This window comes from Bradyrhizobium sp. USDA3516, from assembly GCF_057651995.1.
In genome coordinates this window covers 815,690-840,507 of sequence record NZ_JBYGYN010000002.1, presented here as the reverse complement: position 1 = coordinate 840,507, position 24,818 = coordinate 815,690, and the positions used below count along the sequence as shown (strand labels likewise).

Below are 24,818 nucleotides of genomic sequence, written 5' to 3'. Positions count from 1 at the left end.
AGCAGGCGCTCGAAGGCAAGGAGCAAAAAGGCCGATCCTCTCATCAAATGAGTTGCGTACCTCAAAACACCTCTGCTAGCCTTCAGCCATGGCCGAGACCCTGAGCCCGACTGTGCTGACGCTGAAGGACATCGCCCGCGAGGCCGGTGTCAGCCTCGCCACCGTCGATCGCGTGCTGCACAACCGGCCGGGGGTCCGCCCGGACACGGTCCGGCGGGTCAAGGACGCCATCGCGCGCCATTCGTTCCAGCCGCATGTCGCCGCCGCCGAGCTTGCGCGCGGCCGCGCCCGCCGGTTCGCCTTCGTGATGCCGTCGGGGCCGAACCCATTCATGCAGCAGATCGAGGCCTATCTCGGCGAGATGGCGGCCTGGCTGTCGGCCCGCCGCCTCAATGTCGAGATGATCGCAACCGACGTGTTCGAGCCTGCCGCGCTCGCGGCCTCGCTCGAGGCGCTGTCGGGCGACTATGACGGAATTGCCGTGGTGGCGCTGGACCATCCGAGCGTCCGCGCCGCCATCAACGACCTCGTCGATGCCGGCACCAAGGTCGTGACGCTGGTCTCGGATGTGCCGTCCTCGCGCCGCCACCATTATGTCGGCATCGACAACATCGCCGCGGGCCGCACCGCCGGCGCGCTGGTCGGGCGCCTGGTCGGCCAGAGGTCCGGCAAGGTCGCGATCGTCGCGGGCTCGCAGGGCCTGCGCGACCATGCCGAGCGCATCTTCGGCTTCAACCAGGTGATGGGATCCGAATTTCCCGATCTCAGCGTGCTGCCGGTGCTGGAAGGGCGCGATGAGGATGATCGTTCGGAGCAGCTGCTCGCGCGGCTGCTCGGCAAGCATGGCGACATCGTCGGCCTCTACAACGTCGGCGCCGGCACGCAGGGCGTCGCCAAGGCGCTGAATGAGAAGGCACTGAACGACAAGGCGTCGGGTGCGGCCGGGCGCGACAAGCAGGTGGTGTTCGTCGGGCACGACGTCACCGCGCTGACGCGCCGGCTGCTGCTGCAGGGCGTGATGGATGCCGCGATCTCGCAGAACCCCGGACATGAAGCGCGCGCGGCCGTCCGCGTGCTGCTCGCGCTCGCCCGCGGCGAGCCGATCTTGAGTGAACAGGAGAAGATCCGGATCGACATCGTGATGCGGGACAATCTGCCCTAGCGGCAGGTCGATTTGGCAACAGGAGGCCTGCGGGGACAAGCGACGCAAGATCGCTCACCCGCCTCAGGCGAAAGGGAGGACGATTTGTATCTCGGGATCGACATCGGCACATCCGGTGTGAAAGCGGTGCTCGTGAGCGAAGCTGGCGCGGTTGTCGCGACGGCGGCGCGCGAGGTTGCGCTGTCGTACCCTGCGCCGCTGTGGTCCGAGCAGGATCCCGACGCCTGGGTCGATGCGGCCGTCGGCGCCGTCGACGATCTCGCCAGGCGGCATCCGCGCGAGGTCGCGCAGGTCCGCGGCATCGGCCTGTCGGGTCAGATGCACGGCGCGACGATGCTTGGCGAGGACGGCCGCCCGCTGCGTCCGGCCATCCTCTGGAACGACGGCCGCTCGCAGGCCGAATGCGCCGCGCTGGAGCGGCGCTGTCCTTCGCTGCACGCGATCGCCGGCAATCTCGCGATGCCGGGCTTCACCGCGCCGAAGCTGCTCTGGGTGGCACGGCACGAGCCGAAGATCTTCGACCGCGTGGCGAAGGTGCTGCTGCCGAAGGCCTATGTCCGCTATCGCCTCACCGGCGAGATGGTCGAGGACATGTCGGACGCGTCAGGCACGCTGTGGCTCGATGTCGGCCTGCGGCGCTGGTCCGCGCTGCTGCTGCATGCCACCGGGCTCGATCTGCACCACATGCCGCGTCTGGTCGAGGGCAGTGCGGTGAGCGCGGTGCTCGCGCCTGACTGCGCGCAGCGCTGGGGCATGGCGAAAAACGTCGTGGTCGCGGGCGGCGCCGGCGACAATGCGGCCAGCGCGATCGGGCTCGGCGCCATCGCGCCCGGCGATGCCTTCCTGTCGCTGGGAACGTCGGGCGTCCTGTTCCGCGTCACCGACCGCTTCGCTCCGGCGCCGGCTTCGGCCGTGCATGCCTTTTGCCACGCGCTGCCCGGCCTCTGGCACCAGATGGGCGTGATGCTGTCGGCCGCAGCCTCGCTCGCCTGGCTTGCCGGCGTGATGGAGACGCCGGCCGCAGCGCTCCTGGCGCCACTCGGCGAGCGCGTCGATGCACCTGGCACGGTCCGGTTCCTGCCTTATCTCGACGGCGAGCGGACGCCGCACAATGATGCCGCCGCCAGCGGCGCCTTCGTCGGCCTGCGCGGCGCGACCGGGCGCTCGGAGATCGTGCAGGCCGTGCTCGAAGGCGTCGCCTTTGCCGCGCGCGACAATCTGGCGGCGCTGAGCACAGCTAGCGGGCCGATCGCCGAGGTCGATTTCGTCGGCGGCGGCTCGCGCTCGCCGCTATGGGCGCAGATCTGCGCCGACGTGCTCGGCATGCCCGTCCACCGTGTCGAGGAAGGCGAGGTCGGCGCCGCGCTCGGCGCTGCCAGGCTTGGCCGGCTCGCCGCGACCGGCGAGAACCCCGCGGACGTCTGCACGCGCCCGCGGCGGCTCGCAAGCTTCACACCCCGCCCGTCCGTCGCCGCGGCCTATGACGAGGCCTATCGGCGATGGCGCGCGCTTTATCCCGCATTGAAGGAGTCTTAAGTGAACGCGCCAGCCAAATTCTTCGATGCAAGTGCGCCCGTCGCCTTCGGCGGCAAGGAGGCGGAAGGCGCGCCCGCCTTCCGCTGGTACGACAAGGACCGCCTGGTGCATGGCCGCCGGCTCGAGGATCATCTGCGCTTTGCGGTCTGCTATTGGCACTCATTCTGCTGGCCGGGCGGCGATCCCTTCGGTGGCGAGACCTTCCTGCGGCCTTGGCACCACGGCACCGACGCGATGGCGATGGCGCGCGCCAAGGCCGATGCCGCCTTCGAGCTGTTCCGCCTGCTGGACGTCCCCTTCTTCACCTTCCACGACGTCGATGCGGCGCCGGAGGGCGCTTCCCTCGCCGAGTCCGTCGCAAACCTCAATGCCATCGCCGATCTGTTCGAGCAGAAGATGGCATCGAGCAAGGTTCGCCTGCTCTGGGGCACTGCGAACCTGTTCACGCACCGCCGCTACATGGCGGGCGCGGCGACCAATCCGGACCCTGAGATCTTCACCTATGCCGCCGGCCAGGTCCGTGCCGCGCTGGAGGTCACGCACCGGCTCGGCGGGCAGAACTACGTGCTGTGGGGCGGGCGCGAGGGCTACGAGACGCTGCTCAACACCGATCTCAAGCGCGAGCTCGACCAGCTCGGCCGCTTCGTCTCGCTCGTGGTCGAGCACAAGCACAAAATAGGCTTCAAGGGCCCGCTGCTGATCGAGCCGAAGCCGAAGGAGCCGACCAAGCACCAGTATGATTTCGACGTCGCCACCTGCTACGGCTTCCTCGAACGCTACGACCTGCTCAAGGACGTCAAGCTCAACATCGAGCAGAACCACGCCATCCTCGCCGGCCATTCCTTCCATCACGAGGTCGCGCTGGCCGAGGCGCTCGGCGTGTTCGGCTCGCTCGACATCAACCGCGGCGACGATCTGCTCGGCTGGGACACCGACCAGTTCGCGATGAACGTGCCGGAGCTGGCGCTGGTGTTCCACGAGATCCTGAACCGCGGCGGCTTCACCACGGGCGGGCTCAATTTCGATGCCAAGATCCGCCGCCAGTCGATCGATCCCGATGATCTCATCCATGCCCATGTCGGCTCGATGGATGCCTGCGCGCGGGCCTTCCTCGCCGCCGCCGACATGCTCGACGCCGGCACGCTGAGTGCGCCGCTCGCAAGACGCTACGAGGGATGGGCAGGCCCCGAGGGCCGCGCCATTCTCGGCGGCCAGCGCTCGCTCGCCGATCTCGCCGACCGTGCGATGTCGCCCGGCTTCGATCCGCAGCCGCGTTCGGGCCGGCAGGAATATCTGGAATCCCTGGTCAACCGCTATGTCTGAGGAAACACCATTGATGACGAAGGCTGACGCGACACCGGTGCTCGAGCTCACCGGCATCGGCAAGGAGTTCGGCGCGATCCGCGCGCTGCACGACGTCGACATGCAGGTCTGGCCCGGCGAGGTGGTCGGCCTGATGGGCGACAACGGCGCCGGCAAGTCGACGCTGGTGAAGATCATCGCCGGAAATTTCCGTCCCACGCATGGCGAGATGCGCTTTGCCGGCAGCGCGGTGCATTTCAACCGGCCGGTCGATGCCCGTGCCGTCGGCATCGAGGTCGTCTACCAGGACCTCGCGCTCGCCGACAATCTGACGGCGGCCGCCAACGTTTTTCTCGGCCGCGAGTTGAAGCGCAGGTTCGGACCGATCGCCTTGCTCGACCACAAGGCGATGGCGTCGCGCGCGCTCGAGCTGTTCGGCGAGCTGCGTTCGGAGACGCGACCCGACGATCTCGTCAGGCAGATGTCGGGCGGCCAGCGCCAGGCGGTCGCGATCGCGCGCACCCGGCTTTCCAATGCGCGGCTGGTGATGATGGACGAGCCGACCGCCGCGATCTCGGTGCGCCAGGTCGAGCAGGTGCTCGGCCTGATCCACCGGCTCAAGGAGCAGGGCGTCGCCGTGATGCTGATCTCGCACCGCATGCCCGACGTGTTCGCCGTATGCGACCGCGTCGTCGTCATGCGGCGCGGCGAAAAGCGCGCCGACAAGTCGATTCACCAGACCTCCCCCGAGGAGGTCACCGCCCTCATTACCGGCGCGAAGGAGGCGGCGTGATGGCCATGCCCTTGGAATCCCCGATCAGCTTCACCAATGTCGGCAAGATCAGATGGTGGCAGCGCGGCATCTTCGCCTCGCAGACCGGCTACGTCCTGCTCGCGCTGGCGGTGCTGCTGGTGATCATGCATTTCGCCAGCCCGTACTTCTTCACCCAGGGCAACATGCAGAACGTGGCGAAGAACTTTTCCTTCATCGCCATCGCAACGCTCGGCGTCACCTTCGTGATCATCACCGGCGGCATCGACCTGTCGGTGGGATCGATGATGTGCTTTTCCGCCATGATCACCTCGATGGTGATGACCGAGCTGTCGGCGCCCGGCTCGCCGCTGGTGCACATGGCGGCGGACGGCAAGACCGTGCTCGCCAATGTTCCGGGGCTGATCCTGCTTATCTCGATCCTCGCCGGCCTCGGCGCCGCGCTGATTGCCGGCCTCGTCAACGGCTTCTGCATCGCCGTGCTCGGCCTGTCACCCTTCGTCACCACGCTCGGCATGCTCTCGATCGTGCGCGGGCTCGGCTATGTCGTCTCCAACGGACGCGGCAGCTTCCCGGGCGGGCCGGACGCCGATTATTTCTATGCGCTCACGTCCGGTGACGTGCTCGGCGTGCCGGCGCCGTTCATCTATCTGGTGATCCTGGCGCTGACCATGGCCGTGGTGCTGCACCACACCTCGTTCGGCCGCCACGTCTTCGCGCTCGGCGGCAACGAGAAGGCGGCCGAGCTCACCGGCATTCCGGTGGTGCGGGTCAAGATCGAGGTCTACGTGATCTGCGCGCTCGCCGCGGGCCTGCAGGGCATCATCATCTCCGGCTGGCTCGGATCGGCGCCGGCCAACATGGCGATGTCCTACGAGCTCAACGTGATCGCGGCGGCCGTGATCGGCGGTGCCAATCTCGCCGGCGGCATCGGCGGTCCGCTCGGGGCCATCGTCGGCTGCGTGCTGCTGGAGGTGATCCGCAACGGCCTCGTGCTGGCCCAGGTCTCCTCGTACTGGCAGCAGACGTTGGTCGGCGTGATCATCATTCTGGCTGTGCTGGTCGACCGCGTCCGCTCGCGGATGACCTGACATGACGACATCTCGGGAAGGCAAGGAAAACGCCGCCTATCCGCTTCCCGGGGCTTTCGAGGGGATAGGCACCAACAAGAGTGGAGGAGACAATGAGGAAACTGCTTCTTGCCGGCATCGCGGTTGCGATGATGGCGACGCCCGCATTTGCTGCGAACTACCGCTTCGTCATCGTGCCAAAGGCGATGAACAACCCGTTCTTCGATTTTTCGCGCGACGGCTGCCTGAAGCGCGCCAAGGAGCTCGGCAACATCGAGTGCATCTACAAGGGACCGGTCGAGCATGAACCGGCGAACCAGGCCCAGATCATCCAGGACTTCATCACGCAGAAGGTCGACGGTCTCGCCATCTCGGTCGCGGACGTCGCGGCCATGACCAAGTCGATCGAGGCGGCGACCGCCGCCGGCATTCCCGTCATCACCTTCGATGCCGACGCGCCGGGCTCCAAGCGCATCGCCTATATCGGCACCAACAACAAGGAGTTCGGCCTGGCCCTCGGCAAGGAATTGCTGAAATTGCGGCCTGACGGCGGCAAGTATGCCATGGTCTCCGGCGGTCCCGGCGCCAAGAACCTGGCCGAGCGCGTCGACGGCGTACGCGAGGCGCTGAAGGGCTCGAAATGGACCGAGGTCGCGGGCTCGCCGAGCTTCTGCAACGACGATCCCGCGCTCGCGGTCCAGCAGATGACCGACATGCGCACCGCAACGCCGGATCTCGCCGCTATCGTTCCGATCGGCGGCTGGCCGATGTTCGCGCCCGAAGGCTTCAAGGCCTTCGCCAGCAGGAACAAGAAGGACATCGATTCCGGCAAATTCACGCTTGTCGTCGCCGATACGTTGAAAATGCAGCTCGAGCTGCTGCGTGACGGCTACGCCAATGCGCTGGTCGGCCAGCGTCCGTTCGAGATGGGTGAGAAGGCGATGGACACGCTGCTCGCCATCAAGAAGGGCGAGAAGGTGCCGGAGATCGTCTACACCGGCCTCGATCTCGTCACCAAGGACAACGTCGCGCAGATGTTGAAGTAGGAGCGCTGCCAGCCCCGCGCTTCTGCATGCCTCTCCCGCTTGCGGTTTCCGCAAGCGGGAGAGATGATTTGGAATGGACGACGATCGCTGGAAGGCATGGGAATGAAAAGATCGCGGCTCGGCGCTCTCGATGTCACATCGATTGGCCTCGGTTCCGCCCCGCTCGGCGGATTGTTCTCGCCCGTCAGCGATGCCGATGCGCAAGCGACGATTGAACGCGCCTGGTCGCTCGGCGTCCGATTCTTCGACACCGCCCCGCTCTACGGCTTCGGCCTCGCGGAGCGGCGGTTAGGCGCCTTCCTGCGGCAACAGAGGCGTGATTCCTACGTCATCTCGACCAAGGTCGGCCGCCTGTTGCGTGCACCTGATGGTGCTGCCCCGGAGGACGAGCACTACAAGGGCACGCCGCGCGAGCGGCCGGTGTTCGATTTCAGCTATGACGGCGTGATGCGGTCGGTCGAGGAGAGCCTGCAGCGCCTCGGCCTGGATCGCGTCGACGTCCTGCTCGTGCATGATCCCGACGATCATTATGACGATGCCGTCATCGGCGCCTTCCGCGCGCTCCAGCGCCTGCGCGAGGACGGCACGGTGAAGGCGATCGGCGCCGGCATGAACCAGTCCGAGATGCTGGTTCGCTTCGCCGAGGCCGTGCCGGTCGACTGCTTCCTGCTCGCCGGCCGCTACACACTGCTCGACCAGGGCGCGCTGGATACGCTGTTTCCGCTCTGCCAGGCCAGGACTATCGGCATCCTGCTGGGCGGTATCTACAACAGTGGCATCCTGGCCAATCCGCGGGCGGGCGCCAAATTCAACTATCAGGATGCCGATGCGGCGCTCGTGGCACGTGCGCTGGAGCTGGACGAACTCTGCCGCAGGCACGGCACCGAGCTGAAAGCCGCCGCGCTGCAATTCTGCATGACCCATCCGGCGGTGACGGTCGCGGTGATGGGCGCGCGCAATGCCGCCGAGGTCGCCGACAACATCGCGATGTCCGAGAAGACGGTTCCGCCGGCATTCTGGCAGGAGTTGCGTGCGCGAAAGCTGGTCGATGCGCGCGCGCCGCTTCCCGGCGGAGCGTAGGACATGATCGTCGATGCCCATCAGCATTTCTGGGATCCGGCCCGCGCCGATTATCCCTGGATGGAAGCGCCCGAGCTGGCGCCGATCCGCCGTGCCTTCGGCCCGGCCGATCTCGCGCCGCTGCTAGAGGCGAACCGCATCGAGGCCAGCATCCTGGTGCAATGCCGCTCCGCGCTGGAGGAGACCGAGGAATTCCTGCGTATCGCGGCTGCGACGCCCTCGGTCGTCGGCGTGGTCGGCTGGGCCGATCTGACCGATGCGGCGCTCAGCGAGACGCTCGACCGGCTGCGCGCTCTGCCTGGTGGCGACAAGCTGGTCGGCATCCGCCATCAGGTCCACGACGAGCTCGATGCGGATTGGCTGCTGCACGAAGACGTCCAGCGCGGACTTGCGGCGGTGTTCGACCACGATCTCACCTACGATCTCCTCGTCCGCAGCCGCGAGCTGCCTTCGGCGATCGCAACCGCGCAGGCCTTTCCGCACGCGCGTTTCGTGCTCGATCACGCCGCCAAGCCGCCGATTGCCGAAGGCGGCAGCGCCGAATGGTCCGAGCGCATCGCAGCGCTGGCTGCCTCCGGCAACGTCTGGTGCAAGATCTCAGGGTTAGCGACCGAGGCGGTCTGGAACGACTGGGATGCGGAACGGCTGTTTCCGTTCGTTGCGCATGCCGCGAAATGTTTCGGCGAGGACCGGCTGATCTTCGGATCGGACTGGCCCGTATGCCTGCTCGCGGGAAGCTACGGCGAGATCAAGACCGCGCTCGAAGCGTGTTTGGCGAAGCTGGGCTCCGGTGTGCGGGACAAGGCTTTCGGCGTGAATGCCAAAGCTGCGTATCGATTAGGTTAATTGCAGTGGATGCCTACCCTTCCCTCTCCCTTGTGGGAGAGGGTGGCTCGCCGCGCAGCGGCGAGACGGGTGAGGGTCTCTCTCCGCGAGTCACCTTTCACACGTGAGTTTGCTGAAGCAACCCCTCATCCGGCGCTTCGCGCCACCTTCTCGCACAAGGGGAGAAGGGAAGCGGCGGCGGCGCTCGCCTCGCCCGCCTACTCCGACATCGGCTTGTCGGAGATGTCCCAGTCTCTCCCGGTGAAGGTGGAGATGAACAGCGTCTTCATCGGCGTGTAGTCCTCGGGCGTGTAGCTGTAGGTGACGCCGTCGAGGAAGTAGGGCGAGTGAAAACCTTGGAGGTTCGATGCCTGCTTCAGCACGTTGGCGCGGGTGAGCTCGTCGCCGCAGCGGCGCAGGATCTCGGCCATGGTGGCGGCCTGGCCGTAGCCGGCGAAGGCGATGGTGTTGTCGGGATCGATCGCCGGCGTGTACTTCTTGCGCAGCTCCTCGAACGCCATCACGTCCGGATCCTTCTCCCATTTCGGCAGGCCGACCTCCTTGTTGTAGCGGATCGCGACGATGCCGGCGGCGTTCTCGAGGCCCGCGGCATTGAGGATCGAGCGGCCGGTGGAGCCGGCGGACAGGAGGTGCAGCGGCTTCCAGCCGAGCTCGGCCACCTTCCGGATCGACTGCGACGACGCCTTGCCGGTCGAGATGTTGTAGAAGACGTCGGCGCCCGACTTGGAGAGATTGATGAGCTGGGAATCCACGGTCGGCTCGGTGAGATCGTAGGTCTGCTCCATGATCACTTGCGCGGTGCCGCCGGCATCCGCCAGCACCTTCTTGAACGGACCGAGGAAGTCGCGGCCGAAATCGTCGTTCTGGTAGAGAATGCCGATCTTGGCGTTCGGCTTCACGCTGACGACGTGCCGCGCCAGGATGCGCGCCTCGGTCGGATAGAGCGGCAGGCCCGCCATCGTCCACTTGAACTCTTTCGGATTATTCCACTTCGATGCGCCGGTGTTGAGCAGGAGCTGCGGCACGCCCTTGGAGTTAAGGTATTTGTGCACGGCGGTCTGCGGCGCGGTGCCGAGCGAGCCGTACAATGCGAGCACTTCTTCCTGCTCGACCAGGCGCCGCGTCGCCTCGACGCATTTCGGCGCGCTGTAGGCGTCGTCCATGGTGAGGAACTTGACCTTGCGTCCGTTGATGCCGCCCTTCTCGTTCAGCATCTGGAAATAGGCTTCGCCGACGCGGCCGAGCACGCCGTAGAGCGAGCCGGGGCCGGAATGCGGCACGGTCTGACCGATCTTGATCTCGGTGTCGCTGGCGCCCGCATCGTATTTCTTCTCCGCGGCCCAGACGTAGGGCGCGGGCAATGTCGATGCGGCGATGGTGGCGAGCGCGCCGGCGCTGAAATCGCGCCGCGATGGATTCCTGGTCATTGTTGTTTTCTCCCTGATGCGCGCATTGTGCTGACATCGCAGCTCGGCTCGCAAGTGGGAAGTCGCAGCTTTGCGACGCAATGACGCTCAAATCATGAGGCGTTAGCGTCTAGACTCAAGTTTTCTCGGCGACCACGACGAGGCCGCGCACGGGCTCGTTGTTCTCGTTGCGCGGCGAGGCCGGCTCCAGCGTGAGAAGTTTGAGTCCGGCCTTCGCGATGGCGCCGCGCACATATTCCGCCGAATGGGCATAGCGCAGGCCGGCGCCGAGCACGATGCCATCGCCCGCATGCGTCTCCAGCGTGAAGGCGAGCACGCCGCCTGATCCGAGCACGCGCCTTGCTTCGCTCAGCACCGGTGCGAGATCGGAGAGATAGACGAACGCATCCGCGGCTACGACGAGGTTCGCGCTGGCATCTGGCTTGCCGCGCAGGCCCTCGATCATGTCGGCAACTTCGAGCTCGGCATAGAGGTTCGTCGCCCGCGCCTCCTTGATCATGCCGGGCGACAGATCGATGCCGATGAAATGATCGACCTGCTTGGCGAAGGCCGCGGCCGCAAGCCCGGTGCCGCAACCGAGGTCGATGGTGCGCTTGAAGTAGGCGGGCTTCTTGGCGGCGACGCGCGCGGCCAGCACCGCCTTGAAGATCAGCGTGGGAGCGCGATAGCCGAGATCGTTGATCAATGTGTGCTCGAAGCGCGGGGCGTACTGGTCGAACAGCGCCTGCACGTAGGCCTTGGGCATCTCCGCTATCTCGGTATCGCCGAGCCGCATCAGGTGCAAGCCGGCGCCGTGCTGATCCCCGGGGTCGCATCGCCGCGCCTCACGAAAGGCCGCGATGGCCTTGTCGCGCTCGCCGAGCTGCTGACGGATCTCGCCGAGCGTGAACCAGGCCGAGGTGAAATCAGGCGCGAGCTCGATCGCCTGCTCCAGCAGGTCGGCGGCGGCGGGCAGGTCGCCCTTGAGCTGGAGGTCGCGTGCGAACTCGAAACGGCGGTCGGCCATGAGATCGCCGGAGGTCAGGAACAGGCGGAGCGGCATGGAACTACTCGTCATTGCCGGGCTTGACCGGCCTGCGGGGCCGAAGCCCCTCCGGCGCGGCGTAGGCCCGGCAATCCATCAAAAACAGAACTGTTAAGAGGATGGATGCGCGGGTCCCGCCTCCACCAAATGGTTTCGGCGGGCTTGTACACCGCCGGGCCGGCGAAGCCTAGCGGAGACGGCAAGCCCGCGCATGACAGCTTCATTTGAAACGCCCACTTCCTATATCACCACCATGCGTCCGCAAGACATCCTGCTGCCAAATGCTGCCGGCCTGTGCTGTAAGCCCGGCGGTTTCCATATCGACCCCGTCCGTCCCGTGGAGCGGGCCGTGATCACCCACGGCCATTCCGACCATGCCCGCGCCGGCCATGGCGCCGTGCTGGCGACGCAGGAAACGCTGGACATGATGCGGCTGCGTTACGGCGAGAATTTCGCCGGCTCGACCCAGGCGATCCGCTATGGCGAGGAGATCCGGCTCGGCGACGTCAAGGTCAAGTTTCACCCGGCCGGCCACGTGCTGGGTTCGGCGCAGATCGCCGTCTCTTGCAAGGACACCTGCATCGTGGCCTCCGGCGACTACAAGGACGCCCCCGACCCGACCTGCACGCCGTTTGAGCTGGTGCCCTGCGACGTCTTCATCACCGAGGCGACGTTCGGCTTGCCGGTGTTCCGGCATGGCGATGCGAGCGACGAAGTCAAGAAGCTGCTCGCTTCCGTCGCGCTGTTTCCCGAGCGCGCGCATCTCGTCGGCGCCTATTCGCTCGGCAAGGCGCAGCGCGTGATCAAGCTGCTGCGACAGGCCGGCTATGATGCGCCGATCTACCTGCATGGCGCGATGGAGACGATCACGCATTACTATCAGAGCCGCGGGATCGACCTCGGCGAGCTCAGGCCGGTAAAGGGCATGAAGAAGGCGGCGCTCGCCGGCACCATCACGCTGGCGCCGCCCTCGGCCACCTCCGATCTCTGGACGCGGCGCTTTCCCGATCCCGTCACCGCCTTCGCCTCGGGCTGGATGCGCGTGCGCGCCCGGGCGCGGCAGCGCGGCGTCGAGCTGCCGCTGGTGATCTCCGACCACGCCGACTGGGACGGCCTCATCGCGACCATCGCGGCGACCGGCGCCGGCGAGATCTGGGTCACCCACGGCCAGGAAGATGCGCTGGTGCATTGGTGCCGGAGCAAGGGCCTGAAGGCGCAGCCGCTCGACCTCGTCGGCTATGGCGACGAGGAGGAGAGCGAAACGCCGATTCAAGGCGAGGCCGAAGCATGAACCGCTTCGCCGAGCTGCTCGACCGCCTCGCCTATGAGCCCGGCCGCAACAACAAGCTGCGGCTGATCACCGGCTATTTTCGCGAGGTCGGCGATCCCGACCGCGGCTATGCGCTGGCTGCGCTGACCGGCGCGCTCAGCTTCAAGCACGCCAAGCCGGCGCTGATCCGCGATCTGATTGCCGCGCGCACGGACGAGGTGCTGTTCGGGCTGAGCTACGACTATGTCGGCGATCTCTCCGAGACGGTGGCGCTGATGTGGCCGAAGGCCGCGCTCGCCGGTCACAACAACCCGCCGCCACCGAGCCTCACCGAAGTCGTCAGCACGCTGCGCACGCTCGGCAAGACCGAGCTGCCCAGGCAGCTCGAGCGCTGGCTCGACGAGCTCGATGAGACCGGTCGCTGGGCGCTGCTGAAGCTCGTCACGGGCGCCCTTCGGATCGGCATCTCCGCGCGCCTTGCCAAGACTGCGGCCGCAGCGCTCGGCGACAAGGACCCGCACGAGATCGAGCTGATCTGGCCGGGGCTTGTCCCGCCCTATCTCGACCTGTTCGCCTGGCTGGAAGGCCGCGGCGACAAGCCCGTCAACCGCGATCCCGCACCGTTCCGCCCGGTGATGCTGGCGCATGCGATCGAGGATGCGGATTTCGCCGCGCTCGATCCCGCCGCCTACATCGCCGAATGGAAATGGGACGGCATCCGCGTGCAGGCGGTGGCGGGGCGCGACGAGCGCGGCTATATCACCGCGCGGCTCTATTCGCGCACCGGCGAGGACATCACGGGAAGCTTTCCGGATCTCGTGCCGTCGCTGCGCCTGCCGGGCGCGATCGACGGCGAGCTCCTGATCCTGCGCGAAGGCCGGGTGCAGAGCTTCAACGTGTTGCAGCAGCGGCTCAACCGCAAGGTCGTGTCGCCGAAGCTGATCAAGGAGTTTCCGATTCACCTGCGTGCCTACGATCTGCTCGGCGACGACGAGAACGATCTGCGCGAGCTGCCGTTCGCCGAGCGGCGCGAGCACCTGGAGCGGTTCATCGCAAAGCTCGACGATCCCCGCATCGATCTCTCGCCCACCGTGCCCTTCGACAGCTGGGAGGCGCTGACCGCCGCACGCGCGGATCCCGCCAGCGCCGGCGCCGGCGAGGATGCCGACGCCGTCGAAGGCATCATGCTGAAGCGGCGCGACGCGCCTTATCTGCCGGGACGGCCGAAGGGCCAATGGTGGAAGTGGAAGCGCGATCCGCACATCATCGACGCCGTGCTGATGTACGCGCAGCGCGGCCACGGCAAGCGTTCGTCCTATTATTCCGACTACACCTTCGGTGTCTGGATCGCGACCGAGAATGGCGAGGAGCTGGTGCCGGTCGGAAAGGCCTATTTCGGCTTCACCGACGAGGAGCTCCTGCAGATCGACCGCTTCGTCCGCCGCAACACCACGGAAAAGTTCGGTCCCGTCCGCCACGTCGTGCACGAAGCGGACAAGGGTCTGGTGCTGGAGGTCGCCTTCGAGGGATTGCAGCGCTCGCCCAGGCACAAATCCGGCGTCGCCATGCGTTTCCCCCGCATCAGCCGCCTGCGCTGGGACAAGCCGCCGCGAGAGGCCGACCGGCTGGAAACGCTGGAGAAGATGCTGAAGGAAGAGGCGGCGGAGGCGTGAAGTGCGAGGCTCGATCATCGCAAAGCGAGAGGGGCGCTCCCTCTCCCGCTTGCGGGAGAGGCGCCCGAGCTCGCGGCCGGCAGTTTGCCCAAATCAAGCCGGGCACGTTCACCCGAATTAAACTCCCGTAACCCGATTGACGGGCCCTTGCGGGTTCCCCATGTCCCCCGCCGTGCCTATAATGGGCTCGAATCCGCATCAGGAGTTTGCGATGGTCCAAGACGTCAGAGATTTGCCGGCCGGCCGCAGCGACGGCCTGCACCGCTTTCTCGGCGGCTCGCCGCTGGCGGTCGCATTCCGCCTGGTGCTGCTCTCGATCCTGGTCGGCGTCGTGCTGGCGACGATCGGCTTCGACCCCTGGAACATCATCCACAGCATCCAGCTGCTGTTCCAGCGGCTGTGGGATCTCGGCTTCGATGCGGTGAACTGGCTGTGGCGCTACTTCCTGCTCGGTGCGGTCATCGTGATTCCGATCTGGCTGCTGTCGCGCGTGTTCGGCGCGCCGCGCGGCCGGTAAGGATCGGATTGAGGGAGTGCGCAGCCGATGCAATTGCGGTTCGTCGGCTGCGGTGATGCCTTCGGCTCCGGCGGCAGGCTCAACACCTGCTTCCACGTCTCCGGGCGCGAAGCGAACTTCCTGATGGATTGCGGCGCATCAGCGCTGCCGGCGCTGAAGCGGCTCGAGATCGACCGGGGCGACATCGACCTGATCCTGATCACGCATTTCCATGGCGACCATTTTGCCGGCCTGCCGTTCTTTCTGCTCGACGCGCAATTCTCACGCCGAACGCGGCCGCTGACGATCGCGGGCCCGCAAGGCATCGAGAGGCGGCTGCGCGATGTGATGGAAGCCCTGTTCGAGCATTCCTCGAACACCAGGCAGCGCTTCGAGCTGAACGTGGTCGAGCTCGCGCCGGGGCAAAGCCAAAGCTTCGGTGCGGTGAATGTGACGCCTTATCCGGTCGTACACGGCGAATCGGGCGGACCGTTCCTGGCCTATCGCGTCACGGCCGAGGGCCGCACGCTCGCTTACAGCGCCGATACCGAATGGACGGAGACGCTCATTCCGCTGGCGCATGGCGCGGACCTTTTCATTGTCGAAGCCTATATGTACGAGAAGGTGGTCAAGAACCATCTCAGCCTGAAGACCTTGGAACAGCATCTGCCCGACATCGGCGCCAAGCGGCTCGTCCTCACCCATATGAGCGAGGACATGCTGTCGCGCCTCGCCGACGTCGAGCACCTCGCCGCCGAAGACGGCATGGTGCTCGTGTTCTGAAACGATGCACGCCCCCGTCCATCACCGCGTCGGTAGCCGGCAGGTCTTCGCCATCGCAGGACCCGCGATGGTCGCGAACCTCACGACGCCGCTGATCGGCGTGGTCTCGACCACCGCGATCGGACGGCTCGACGATGCCGCGCTGCTCGGCGGCGTGGCGATGGCCTCCGTCATCTTCGACTGCCTGTTCTGGCTGTTCGGCTTCTTGCGCATGAGCACGCTCGCCTTCACAGCGCAGGCGCTCGGCGCGGGCGAGACGCGCGAGCAGACCGTGATCCTGGTGCGCGGCTTCATCGTCGCCGGCCTGATCGGTGCGGCGCTGATCGCCCTGCAGCTGCCGCTGGCAGGTGCACTGTTCGACCTGATGGGCGGCAGCGATGGCGTGACGCGCGCCGCGAAGACCTATTTCATGATCCGGATCTGGTCCTCGCCCTTTGCTTTCGCCAATTACGTCATCCTCGGCTGGCTGGTCGGGCAGGCCCGCGCCAATCCGGCCCTTGCGCTCCAGGTCGTCATCAACCTCGTCAACATGGTCGCGACCATCCTGCTGGTGCTGGTCTACGACACCGGCATCGCCGGCGCGGCGATCGCCGCGCTTCTGTCCGAGACGATCGGCTTCGTGCTCGGCGTGATCGTGTGCAGGCGCCATGCGGTCGGCGGTTTTGCCGTGCCCCGCGCAGTTCTGTTCGATCGCGCCAAGCTGATGCGGCTCCTGGCTGTCAACACCGACATCCTGATCCGCACCGCGGCGCTGATCGCCGTATTCCTGTTCTTCACCGCCAAGGGCGCGCGCGCCGGCGACGTCACGCTGGCGGCCAACTCCGTGCTCAACAATTTCCTTCTGGTCAGCGCCTTCTTCCTCGACGGCCTTGCCAACGCGGCCCAGCAGCTCTGCGGCCGCGCCTTTGGCGGACGCGACGCCAAGGGATTTGCGGATTCGACCAGGCTGGTGCTGCTCTGGGGGCTCGGCTTCGCCATCGTCGTCGCCGTGCTGTTCGCAGGCTTCGGGCCCGATATCATCAACGTCATGACGGCGAGCGAGGACGTCCGCCGCGCCGCGCGCGAGTTCCTGCCCTTCATCGTGCTGGCGCCGATCCCCGGCGTGTTCGCCTTCGGCTTCGACGGCATCTATGTCGGCGCGACCTGGGCGCGGGAGATGCGCAATCTGATGCTGGCCTCGCTCGCGATCTTCTTCGCCGCCTGGCTGGCGCTGCAATCGTTCGGCAATGCCGGCCTGTGGAGCGCGCTGATCGCGTTCTACGTCGCGCGCGGCGGCTTGCAGGGCGCGAGATATCCGGCGCTGTACCGGGCGACGTTTGCGAAGCCGTAGCTCTCGTGTCCCGGACGCGCGCAGCGCGAGCCGGGACCCAGAGTGCTGCGAGATGGGCCCCGGCTCTGCAGCGCACCACGCCGAAGCCGGCGCGCCGCGCGGCGTCCGGGGCACGAGAGTGCCTTACATCCCCGGCCAGTCTTCCGCCGTGAGCGTCGCCGCGTCGGCGCCGACGATCTCCGACAGCGAATCCCGCCCCGTCCGCAGCAATGTCGACGTCAGGTCGCGCTTGATCTCGTCGACGAGGCCGAGGCCCTTGTAGACCAGCGACGAATAGAGCTGGATCAGGCTGGCGCCGGCGCGGATCTTGGTCAGCGCGGCGCCGCCCGAATCCACGCCGCCGACGCCGATCAGCGGAAATGCGCCCTCGACGCGCACATAGGTTTCCGCGACCATCCGCGTCGACAGGCGGAACAGCGGCCGGCCGGACAGGCCGCCTTGCTCCTTCGCCCGCGTCTCGTCACGCAGCGTGCTCGGCCGCGCGATCGTGGTGTTCGACACGATCATGCCGTCGACCCGGCGCGAGCGCGCCACCTGCACGACGTCGTCGAGCTGGGCCAGGCTCAAATCCGGCGCGATCTTGAGCAGCACCGGCGTGTCGCCGGCCTTCTGCCTGACCCGCTCGCGGGCCTCGATCACCCGTGCGAGCAGATCGTCGAGCAGCGCGCCTTCCTGCAAATTGCGCAGGCCCGGCGTGTTCGGCGAGGAGACGTTGACGGTGAAATAGCTCGCCACCGGCGCGAAGGTCTCGATCAGCTTGACGTAGTCGCCGACGCGGTCCGGCGAATCCTTGTTGGCGCCGACATTGACGCCGACGATGCCGCCGTGCTGCGCGCGCGCGGCAAGCCGTCGTAGAGCCGCCTCCGCGCCGTCATTGTTGAAGCCCATGCGGTTGATGATCGCCTCGTCGCGCTCGAGCCGGAACAGCCGCGGCCGCGGATTGCCGGCTTGCGGCTTCGGCGTCACCGAGCCGATCTCGACGAAACCGAAGCCGAGCCGCAGCAGCGCATCCGGTACCTCGGCGCTCTTGTCGAAGCCCGCGGCCATGCCGATCGGATTGGGAAAGTTCAGCCCGAAGGCGCGCACCGCGAGCTTGGGATCATCGGCACGCGGCTTGACCGGCGGCAGGAAGCGCAGGCCCTGGATCGCGAGGCGATGCGCGTCCTCGGGATCGAGCCAGCGCAGCACCGGCAGCGAAAAGGCGTCGAAGGCGCGGATCACGGCAGCAGCTCCGGAACATCGTGACCGCCGTCGGAGCGCGTGTTGAGGTTCATCACCGCGATCACCGCGCCGAGATCGAGCTCGCCATAGAGATGGGGGAAGAGCTCGTCATTGCGCGAGCGCTCCCAGCGCAATTCGCTCCCCAGCGCGTCGCCGTCGACCTCGACCAGGAACAGCGCGCGCTGCCCGAAATAGTGCTTGCGCAGGGTCTCGGGAACCTGGGCCGCGGTCGAGAAATGAATGAACCCGTCGCGCGCGTCATCTGCGCTGCCCCGGTAGACACCCTGCCGTTCCGCCTCGCGCCAGGCCGAGGCCGGACAGATTTTGTAGATCTTGACCACCGCTACCGCAGCCTTGTTGTTCTTTGAGTCTCTTGGGTTTTTTCGCTTTTCGCGGGTCCTCGAAACCCGGGCGCGACCGTAAAGGCCGCCCCTTCCGAACTCAAGACCTAGAGCCTTTTGCGCGCCGATGAAATCGGCACGGGGCTCCAGATTCCCGGTTTGGTGCGTTTTCCCGACGCCAGCGGGCGCCCGCTTCGCTTGAAAACGTCGTCCCGTGCCGCCTCTTGCGCCAAAAACGGAAAACCGGTTGATTTGAGGATAGTTTTCCTGAGTTGCGACGGGCTGGACCTTCCATGGTCAGACAGGCCAAAGCGCAGAGGATGCTGACTCACGACCAGATCTGGGCCGCACTGGACCGGCTGGCGGCGCGCGCCGGATTGTCGCCGTCCGGCCTTGCCAAGCGTGCCGGGCTCGACCCCACCACCTTCAACAGGTCCAAGCGCGTCACCGCCGACGGGCACGAGCGCTGGCCCTCGACCGAATCGATCGCAAAGGCGCTGGCCGCGGCCGACGCCTCGATCGACAGCTTTGCGAAGCTGATTGATGACGACGGTGGAAGCGGCCGCGGCTCGGTGCCGCTGCTCGGCTTTGCACAGGCCGGGATGAGCGGCGCCTTCGATGAGGCCGGCCTTCCATCCGGCAAGGGCTGGACCGAGATCGCGCTTCCGATCGGAGAGGATGGTCAAGTCTTTGCGCTGGAGATTTCCGGGGATGCGCTTGCGCCCGCCTATCGCGACGGCGACATCATCCTGGTCTCGCCTGCGGCGCCGATCCGCAAGGGTGATCGCGTGGTGGTCAAGACCAGGGCGGACGAGATCACGATCGCGACCCTCAAGCGCCGCACGGCGAAGACACTGGACTTGGCGCCCCTCGATGCGTCACAGGCGGCGCGAACGGTCGCGGCGAGCGATGTCGCCTGGGTTGCGCGGATCCTCTGGGCGAGCCAGTGATGGCGCCGCTCACGCACTCCTTGCCAGCGCGCCGTCGATCATGTTGACCGCGTTCTGCACGCCGTAGACCGCGACGAAGGAGCCGAAGCGCGGGCCCTTCTCCTGGCCGAGCAGCACCTGGTAGAGCATGTTGAACCAGTCCAGCGTCACGCCCGGGCGGCCGTCCTTGCCCTTCTTGACCTGGTCGAGGAACGGTTCGCGGCGGCCGATCTCGTAGACGACGTTCTGGATGTCCTCGGCCGAGGCGTCCTGCGCCAGCTGCGAGAGTGCGTCGCGCAGGTCCTGCAGCGCCGCGCGCTCGCTGTCGCTGGGCACGCGGAACTGCTTCGTCGGCGCGACGAAGTCGCGATAATAATTGATGGCGTAGCCGACCATCGCATCCAGCTTCGGATGCGTCTGCGGGCTCACGCCGGGGCGGTAGCGGCCGATGAAGCCCCACAGCGTCTCGGCGTTCTCCGCATTCGACGACGACACCAGCGTCAGGAGCAGCTGGAAGGTGACGGGCATGTCTCCGAACGGCGGCTTGCCGCTGTGGATGTGCCAGACCGGATTGCCGAGCTGCTGCTTGCCGTCCTGCTTCGGAAAGCCGTCGAGGAATTGCTGGTAGTCGTCGACGTTGCGCGGGATCACGTCGAAATACAGCCGCTTGGCCGCCTTCGGCTCGCGATACATGAACAGCGACAGCGATTCCGGCGAGGCGTAGCGCAGCCATTCGTCGATGGTGAGGCCGTTGCCCTTCGACTTCGAGATCTTCTGGCCCTTCTCGTCGAGGAACAGCTCGTAGTTGAAACCTTCGGGCGGCGCGCTGCCGAGCGCTCTGGCGATCGCGCCGGACAGCTTCACCGAATCGATCAGGTCCTTGCCGGCCATCTCGTAGTCGACGCCGAGCGCCACCCAGCGCATCGCCCAGTCGGCCTTCCACTGGCACTTGACGTTGCCGCCGGTAACTGGCGTCTCGACCTCCTCGTTGGTATCGGGATCGACATAGGTCACCGTGCCCGCCGCGACGTCGCGGCGGATCATCGGCACCTGCAGCACGACGCCGGTGGTCTTGCTGATGGGCAGGAACGGCGAATAGGTCGCGCGGCGGTCGGGCCCCAGCGTCGGCAGGATGATCTCCATCACCTTGTCGTAGGCGGCGAGCATTTTCAGCAGCGTCGCGTCGAAACGGCCCGACGTGTAATAGTCGGTCGAGCTCGCGAATTCGTAGTCGAAGCCGAAATGATCGAGGAAGGCGCGCAGCCGCGCATTGTTGTGGTGGCCGAACGACGGGTACTCGTTGGAGAACGGATCCGGCACCCGCGTCAGCGGCTTGCCGAGATGCTCCGCCAGCATCTCCTTGTTCGGAACATTGTCGGGCACCTTGCGGAAGCCGTCCATGTCGTCGGAGAACGCGAGCAGGCGCGTCTTGATCTTGTCCTCGGTGAGCACGCGGAAGGCGTGGCGCACCATCGAGGTGCGCGCCACCTCGCCGAACGTGCCGATATGCGGCAGGCCGGATGGACCGTAGCCGGTCTCGAACAGCACCTCGTCCTTCGGGCTTTTCTTCAGCCGCGCGACAATGGCCTTCGCCTGCTCGAACGGCCAGGCGTTGGATTGTTCGGCGAGCGCACGCAACTCGCTCGGGTTTGCGGCTGGATCAATAACGGACATCAGGGGCCTCCGGGCCGCGGAAAATAGCGATTTCCCGGCAGAATGCAAAAGCTGCGGGCTGATACCCCCAGCCCTGTCTCGCCTGCGCAGGGCGACCGCATAGGGTGTGCACGATGCGGCGGCATCAGCACTGGGCTCCTTCCCCGCTTGCGGGGGAGGGTTGGGGAGAGGGTGTCTCCGCGTTGGGGTTGTCGAGAATTTGCCGTCCCTGCGCGGTGAGAGCCCTCACCCGCCGCGCTCTGCGAGCGCATCGGCCTCTCCCGCGAGCGGGAGAGGCGGAACAAGCGCGCAAGCAGTCCTCGTGAAATTACGCGAGAGCCCTGCTACGCGCGACGATGCATCACATCGCCGGCGGGCGGATCGAACGCGATCCGGCTCAATGCGCGGCTGACGCCGAGCGCTTGGGCGCAACTTGCTTCGGGGCCGGCTTCGCGCTGGCCTGCGGTGCGCTGTCCCAGCCGCCGTTCGGGGTCGCAACGTTGACGGCATCGTCGGGCTGCGGCTCGGCGCTGAAGGTCTGGATCGCGAGCTTGGCGGCGGCGAGCGATTGCGGGTCGAGACGCTTGGCGACATCGTCGCGCTTGCCGGCGGCATCCGCATCGCCCTGGGCGGCAGCCAGGCTGAACCATTTGTAGGACTCGGCGAGGTTTTGCTCGACGCCGATGCCGCGGGCATAGAGGATGCCGAGGTTGAACTGGCTGTCGGCGACGCCGCGATCGGCGGCTTTCCGGAACCACTGCGCCGCGCTCTTGTAATTGGCGCCGCGCCCGCCGCCATCGGCATCGAGCACCGCGAGATTGTGCATCGCCTTGGCGTTGCCGCGCTCGGCGGCCTGGGTGTAGTAGCGGCGCGCGATGTCGGCGTCCTTCTTCACCCCAAGGCCTTTTTCGTAGAGCGTGCCGAGGCGGAAGATTGCGGGGACGACGCCGGCCTGCGCCGCGCGGTCGTACCACTTCGCCGCTTCGTCGTAATTGGTGGCGACGCCCTTGCCTTCGGCAAAGCGCACGCCGATCTCGTAGGCCGCGGTCGCATCGCCCTTCATCGCGGCGGTGCGCAAGGCGGGGCCGCCGATGCCGTCTGGCAGCTTCTCGCTCGGCGGCACCTGAATCACGCCAAGCCTGGCGCGGCTGGTGCCCGACAGCGCGCCGGTGACGTCGCTGGAGGCCGGCGGCACCGCCGCCGCCGGCACTTGCGGGATTTCCACCGAGGCCGAGCTGCCGGGGCCGGGAAGGGGCGCCGGCGCGGCATTGTTCTGCGACTGACGTCCGATCGGTGTCGGCGACGTCATCGATGGCGTGATCTGTTCCGGCGCGGCTGGCTTGGTCTCGACCGGCGGCGGCGCCGGCTGCGGCGCCGGCTCGGTCGGGACGTCTTGCATCGCCTGCGGCGTCGGTGACGAGCTGCCGCCGTCGAGCAGGTTCATCGCCATCTTGAAGGTGCCGAGCACGATCACGACCACGCTCGCGCCGACCAGCAGCGAGCGGATTTTCGAGGTGATGGTCGAGCCGCCGTCCTTGCCCTTCTCCTTGGCGCGGGCGATCGCGGCCTTGGCTCCGCGGGCCGGCTTCTCGGGCGGCTGTGCGGCGGCGGCTTGCGCCGCGCGGCGCGCGGCCGCGATGAAGCTCGACGACGACACCGGCTCCTTCGGCGCGGCGGCAATTCCGCTGATCGCGCTTTCGGAGGCGGCGATGCGTTCCGAGGGCGTGGCGAGGCGTCCGCCCGGCCGTGTGCCCGGCTCGAGCGGGTGATCCGGCGGCAGTTCCGGAGCGATTGCAGCGCGCGCCGTGTGCGGCTCCAGAATTTCGCTGATCGCGCGCGGCGGAACCGGCGGCGCCGCCGGCACGGGCGGCGGCGCGGCGGGGGCGGCGGCGTGGAATTCGCGCGGCGCGGCGACGAAGGCGGCCGATGCTGCCTGCGCGGCAGCCGGATTGGGCAGCTCGGGCTTCGGATCGTATTTCGGCGGCTGTGCTTGCGGCCGCGGCTCGCGCGCCATCGGCGCCGGCTCCATCGGCATCGGCTGCGGGGCCGGGGGAGGCGGCGCGGTGCGCACCGCGCGCAGATCGCCCTCGATCATCGAGAGGCGGTCGACGACGTGGCCGAGCGCGCTGTGGACGGCCTCGAGCGAGTCCTGGGTGTGCCGGTTGGTTTCGGCCTGGCTGAAGCGGATGTCGGAGAGCTCGCGCTTGACGAGATCGACCATCCCGGAATCGGGCGGCGCGGAGCTGCGGCTCTCCGCCAGCGCGGCATAGGTCGCCTGCTGCCGTTCCAGGTGCCTGAGGATGTCGTGCAGCCCGTCCTCGACGCGGCTCAGATTGCCGTTGCGCGGATCGGAGGCGGCCTCGATCCGCTCCAGCAGATAGGAAACGCGCTGCTCGAGATGAGCGAAGGTCGATGCGGAATCGTTGCCGACCTGCATGCGGTCGAAGCGGTCCGACAGCGCGCGGATCGCAGCTTCCAGATGCTCGGTGCTCTCGGACGGCTGCGGCCGCTCGCGCGTTTCCAGCGCCGCGGTGAGCGCCGCGATGCGCTGCTCCAGCACCGCAAAGCTGTCACCGTGGCCGGAGGCGCGGGTGATCTGGTCGACCTTGGACGACAGCAGCTGCACGTCTTCGGACAGCCGCGCCAGTGCCTCGTTGGAGGCGACGTTGGAGACGATGGCGCGCAGCGCGGAGATCGCGCCTTCGAGCTGCTGCACGGTCGAGGGATCGTCATTGGCGCGCAGGATCAGGTCGAGCTTGGCGCCGAGATTGCGGATCGCCTCGTCGTAGCCGGTGAGTTGCTCGGCCGGCGTCAGCGTGCGCAGCACCTGCTTGATGTCGGACAGTGCGCGCTCGATGCCGGCGAGCACCTGCCCGTCGGTGCCGTTGGAGCGGGTCTCGTCGATCCGGCGATGCAGCGAGCGGATCTCGTTCTCGATCGATTCGATCGCGCGCCGCGGCATCGCCTCGGTGATGGCGGCGCGGATTTCGGCCAGCTCGCTGCGGAAGGCGGCGATGGCCTGCTCGGTATTGTCAGGCCGCTGCAGCGATTCGATCTGGCTCGTGATCTTGAGCAGATGGCGCTCGAGCGCGGAAAAATCGGGCCCCGGCTGCGGTGGCGGCGGCGCATAGCTAGGGGCGGGCGGCGCGTAAGGAGCCGTTGGCGCAAGCGGCGGCGCTGCACGCGGTGGCATCTGCCGCGGCGCAAAGCCGTCGAGCTCGCTCTGGCGCGCGGTGATCTCGGCGACCGCGACGTCGAACGAAGCCGGGCTCAGTGGTGGTGAGCTGCGATAGACCTGCGCGGCCGCGCGCTCGACGACATCGGCCTGGAGCTGGCGCGCCTCGGCCGGGGTGGGGCGAGGGGCCTGCGGCTGCGGCACTTGCCGCTGCGGGCGGGAGATCTGCGACAGGCGCGCGTCGAGCCGCGAGATCGCGTCGTTGAGCTGGCGCGCGACGCCCTGCTCGCGCGAGACGTCTGGTCGTGAGGAATCTTGTCTTGAAGAGTCTTGGCGCGGCGCGGGCTTTGAGATCCGCTCGATCTGCTGGGTGATCGCGTCGAGCCGCTGGTGGATGTCGGCGACTTCGCGGCTCTCCTGACTCGGTCCTTGGCTCGGCACGTGCTGCGGACGCTGATCGTAGGGCGCGCGAAAATTGGGCGGGGCAGTTTCGCCGAGCGTGGAGTTCAGCCAATCGTTGAGCGACATGCCTGCACGACGCGCAGCAGCCTCGGCCCGCTCCCGGACGGATGGATCGATGCCGTCGACACTCCACGATACGCGCGAATTCATGACTCTGTCCGGTTCCGACTTCGGCACCCCACCCGGCGCCTCCAGCTTCCCCACGCGTGCCGGTTGCAAA

Annotated in this window: 20 protein-coding genes; 14 read left to right on the top strand and 6 right to left on the bottom strand. The window is 67.1% G+C overall.

Annotation, left to right across the window (positions count from 1 at the left end):
- The first annotated feature begins 88 nt into the window (after positions 1-88).
- The 8 genes from AC24YW_RS09825 to AC24YW_RS09790 all read left to right on the top strand — a co-directional run bounded on the left by AC24YW_RS09825 (position 89) and on the right by AC24YW_RS09790 (position 8,814).
- Positions 89-1,162 (top strand): LacI family DNA-binding transcriptional regulator, encoded by a 1,074-nt coding sequence (locus AC24YW_RS09825; protein ID WP_487482521.1) that lies wholly within the window; start codon positions 89-91, stop codon positions 1,160-1,162.
- A gap of 84 nt (positions 1,163-1,246) precedes the next feature.
- Complete coding sequence (xylB, locus tag AC24YW_RS09820; protein WP_487482520.1) at positions 1,247-2,698, top strand: xylulokinase; 1,452 nt, start codon at positions 1,247-1,249, stop codon at positions 2,696-2,698.
- Positions 2,699-4,021 carry a xylose isomerase gene (gene xylA / locus AC24YW_RS09815; RefSeq protein WP_487482519.1) on the top strand — a complete coding sequence of 441 codons (1,323 nt, stop codon included), beginning with the start codon at positions 2,699-2,701 and terminating at the stop codon, positions 4,019-4,021.
- 13 nt (positions 4,022-4,034) lie between these two features.
- On the top strand, positions 4,035-4,793 hold the full coding sequence (locus AC24YW_RS09810; protein ID WP_487482518.1) for an ATP-binding cassette domain-containing protein: 759 nt from the start codon (positions 4,035-4,037) through the stop codon (positions 4,791-4,793).
- Positions 4,793-5,863 (top strand): ABC transporter permease, encoded by a 1,071-nt coding sequence (locus AC24YW_RS09805; RefSeq protein WP_157285690.1) that lies wholly within the window; start codon positions 4,793-4,795, stop codon positions 5,861-5,863. Before AC24YW_RS09810 ends, AC24YW_RS09805 begins: the two co-directional genes overlap by 1 nt.
- Before the next feature lie 92 nt (positions 5,864-5,955).
- Positions 5,956-6,888, top strand: coding sequence for a sugar-binding protein (locus AC24YW_RS09800; RefSeq protein WP_487482517.1), 933 nt, complete (start codon positions 5,956-5,958; stop codon positions 6,886-6,888).
- A gap of 102 nt (positions 6,889-6,990) precedes the next feature.
- Positions 6,991-7,968, top strand: coding sequence for an aldo/keto reductase (locus tag AC24YW_RS09795; protein ID WP_487482516.1), 978 nt, complete (start codon positions 6,991-6,993; stop codon positions 7,966-7,968).
- Positions 7,969-7,971: 3 nt separating this feature from the next.
- Positions 7,972-8,814, top strand: coding sequence for an amidohydrolase family protein (locus AC24YW_RS09790; RefSeq protein ID WP_487482515.1), 843 nt, complete (start codon positions 7,972-7,974; stop codon positions 8,812-8,814).
- A gap of 197 nt (positions 8,815-9,011) precedes the next feature.
- Here the strand turns inward: AC24YW_RS09790 and AC24YW_RS09785 are convergent, their stop codons facing one another.
- Both AC24YW_RS09785 and AC24YW_RS09780 read right to left on the bottom strand, forming a co-directional pair.
- Complete coding sequence (locus tag AC24YW_RS09785) at positions 9,012-10,241, bottom strand: ABC transporter substrate-binding protein (protein WP_487482514.1); 1,230 nt, start codon at positions 10,239-10,241, stop codon at positions 9,012-9,014.
- A gap of 115 nt (positions 10,242-10,356) precedes the next feature.
- Positions 10,357-11,283: a class I SAM-dependent DNA methyltransferase gene (locus AC24YW_RS09780; RefSeq protein WP_487482513.1), complete on the bottom strand. Its 927-nt coding sequence runs from the start codon at positions 11,281-11,283 to the stop codon at positions 10,357-10,359.
- A gap of 235 nt (positions 11,284-11,518) precedes the next feature.
- Between AC24YW_RS09780 and AC24YW_RS09775 the strand changes: the two genes are divergently transcribed.
- The 5 genes from AC24YW_RS09775 (at position 11,519) to AC24YW_RS09755 (ending at position 16,817) form a co-directional block, all read left to right on the top strand.
- Positions 11,519-12,556, top strand: coding sequence for a ligase-associated DNA damage response exonuclease (locus tag AC24YW_RS09775; protein ID WP_487482604.1), 1,038 nt, complete (start codon positions 11,519-11,521; stop codon positions 12,554-12,556).
- On the top strand, positions 12,553-14,208 hold the full coding sequence (locus AC24YW_RS09770) for an ATP-dependent DNA ligase (protein WP_487482512.1): 1,656 nt from the start codon (positions 12,553-12,555) through the stop codon (positions 14,206-14,208). Before AC24YW_RS09775 ends, AC24YW_RS09770 begins: the two co-directional genes overlap by 4 nt.
- A 211-nt stretch (positions 14,209-14,419) precedes the next feature.
- Positions 14,420-14,725 (top strand): DUF6460 domain-containing protein, encoded by a 306-nt coding sequence (locus AC24YW_RS09765; RefSeq protein ID WP_487482511.1) that lies wholly within the window; start codon positions 14,420-14,422, stop codon positions 14,723-14,725.
- A 27-nt stretch (positions 14,726-14,752) separates the two neighbouring features.
- Positions 14,753-15,487, top strand: coding sequence for an MBL fold metallo-hydrolase (locus tag AC24YW_RS09760; protein WP_487482510.1), 735 nt, complete (start codon positions 14,753-14,755; stop codon positions 15,485-15,487).
- A gap of 4 nt (positions 15,488-15,491) precedes the next feature.
- The gene (locus AC24YW_RS09755; RefSeq protein ID WP_487482509.1) at positions 15,492-16,817 is read left to right on the top strand and encodes an MATE family efflux transporter; all 1,326 of its coding nucleotides are present in this window, start codon (positions 15,492-15,494) and stop codon (positions 16,815-16,817) included.
- Positions 16,818-16,940: 123 nt separating this feature from the next.
- Here AC24YW_RS09755 and AC24YW_RS09750 read toward each other — a convergent pair whose 3' ends face one another.
- Both AC24YW_RS09750 and AC24YW_RS09745 read right to left on the bottom strand, forming a co-directional pair.
- Positions 16,941-18,038, bottom strand: coding sequence for a quinone-dependent dihydroorotate dehydrogenase (locus AC24YW_RS09750; RefSeq protein ID WP_487482508.1), 1,098 nt, complete (start codon positions 18,036-18,038; stop codon positions 16,941-16,943).
- Positions 18,035-18,379, bottom strand: a complete 345-nt coding sequence (locus AC24YW_RS09745; protein ID WP_197960525.1) for a DUF952 domain-containing protein — start codon at positions 18,377-18,379, stop codon at positions 18,035-18,037. The genes AC24YW_RS09750 and AC24YW_RS09745 overlap by 4 nt, the downstream gene beginning before the upstream one ends.
- Before the next feature lie 293 nt (positions 18,380-18,672).
- Between AC24YW_RS09745 and AC24YW_RS09740 the strand changes: the two genes are divergently transcribed.
- Positions 18,673-19,329: a S24 family peptidase gene (locus AC24YW_RS09740; RefSeq protein ID WP_487482507.1), complete on the top strand. Its 657-nt coding sequence runs from the start codon at positions 18,673-18,675 to the stop codon at positions 19,327-19,329.
- Between the two features lie 9 nt (positions 19,330-19,338).
- Here the strand turns inward: AC24YW_RS09740 and AC24YW_RS09735 are convergent, their stop codons facing one another.
- Positions 19,339-20,982, bottom strand: coding sequence for a lysine--tRNA ligase (locus AC24YW_RS09735; protein WP_487482506.1), 1,644 nt, complete (start codon positions 20,980-20,982; stop codon positions 19,339-19,341).
- Between the two features lie 376 nt (positions 20,983-21,358).
- On the bottom strand, positions 21,359-24,748 hold the full coding sequence (locus AC24YW_RS09730; protein WP_487482505.1) for a tetratricopeptide repeat protein: 3,390 nt from the start codon (positions 24,746-24,748) through the stop codon (positions 21,359-21,361).
- Positions 24,749-24,818: the final 70 nt, after the last annotated feature.

What these genes read in the sequence shown, in the direction of transcription:
- AC24YW_RS09825 (WP_487482521.1), top strand. Translation starts at nt 89, where the DNA reads ATGGCCGAGACCCTGAGCCCGACTGTGCTGACGCTGAAGGACATCGCC.
- AC24YW_RS09810 (WP_487482518.1), top strand. Translation starts at nt 4,035, where the DNA reads ATGACGAAGGCTGACGCGACACCGGTGCTCGAGCTCACCGGCATCGGC.
- AC24YW_RS09805 (WP_157285690.1), top strand. Translation starts at nt 4,793, where the DNA reads ATGGCCATGCCCTTGGAATCCCCGATCAGCTTCACCAATGTCGGCAAG.
- AC24YW_RS09800 (WP_487482517.1), top strand. Translation starts at nt 5,956, where the DNA reads ATGAGGAAACTGCTTCTTGCCGGCATCGCGGTTGCGATGATGGCGACG.
- AC24YW_RS09795 (WP_487482516.1), top strand. Translation starts at nt 6,991, where the DNA reads ATGAAAAGATCGCGGCTCGGCGCTCTCGATGTCACATCGATTGGCCTC.
- AC24YW_RS09790 (WP_487482515.1), top strand. Translation starts at nt 7,972, where the DNA reads ATGATCGTCGATGCCCATCAGCATTTCTGGGATCCGGCCCGCGCCGAT.
- AC24YW_RS09785 (WP_487482514.1), bottom strand. Translation starts at nt 10,241, where the DNA reads ATGACCAGGAATCCATCGCGGCGCGATTTCAGCGCCGGCGCGCTCGCC.
- AC24YW_RS09780 (WP_487482513.1), bottom strand. Translation starts at nt 11,283, where the DNA reads ATGCCGCTCCGCCTGTTCCTGACCTCCGGCGATCTCATGGCCGACCGC.
- AC24YW_RS09775 (WP_487482604.1), top strand. Translation starts at nt 11,519, where the DNA reads ATGCGTCCGCAAGACATCCTGCTGCCAAATGCTGCCGGCCTGTGCTGT.
- AC24YW_RS09770 (WP_487482512.1), top strand. Translation starts at nt 12,553, where the DNA reads ATGAACCGCTTCGCCGAGCTGCTCGACCGCCTCGCCTATGAGCCCGGC.
- AC24YW_RS09765 (WP_487482511.1), top strand. Translation starts at nt 14,420, where the DNA reads ATGGTCCAAGACGTCAGAGATTTGCCGGCCGGCCGCAGCGACGGCCTG.
- AC24YW_RS09760 (WP_487482510.1), top strand. Translation starts at nt 14,753, where the DNA reads ATGCAATTGCGGTTCGTCGGCTGCGGTGATGCCTTCGGCTCCGGCGGC.
- AC24YW_RS09755 (WP_487482509.1), top strand. Translation starts at nt 15,492, where the DNA reads ATGCACGCCCCCGTCCATCACCGCGTCGGTAGCCGGCAGGTCTTCGCC.
- AC24YW_RS09740 (WP_487482507.1), top strand. Translation starts at nt 18,673, where the DNA reads ATGGTCAGACAGGCCAAAGCGCAGAGGATGCTGACTCACGACCAGATC.
- AC24YW_RS09735 (WP_487482506.1), bottom strand. Translation starts at nt 20,982, where the DNA reads ATGTCCGTTATTGATCCAGCCGCAAACCCGAGCGAGTTGCGTGCGCTC.
- AC24YW_RS09730 (WP_487482505.1), bottom strand. Translation starts at nt 24,748, where the DNA reads ATGAATTCGCGCGTATCGTGGAGTGTCGACGGCATCGATCCATCCGTC.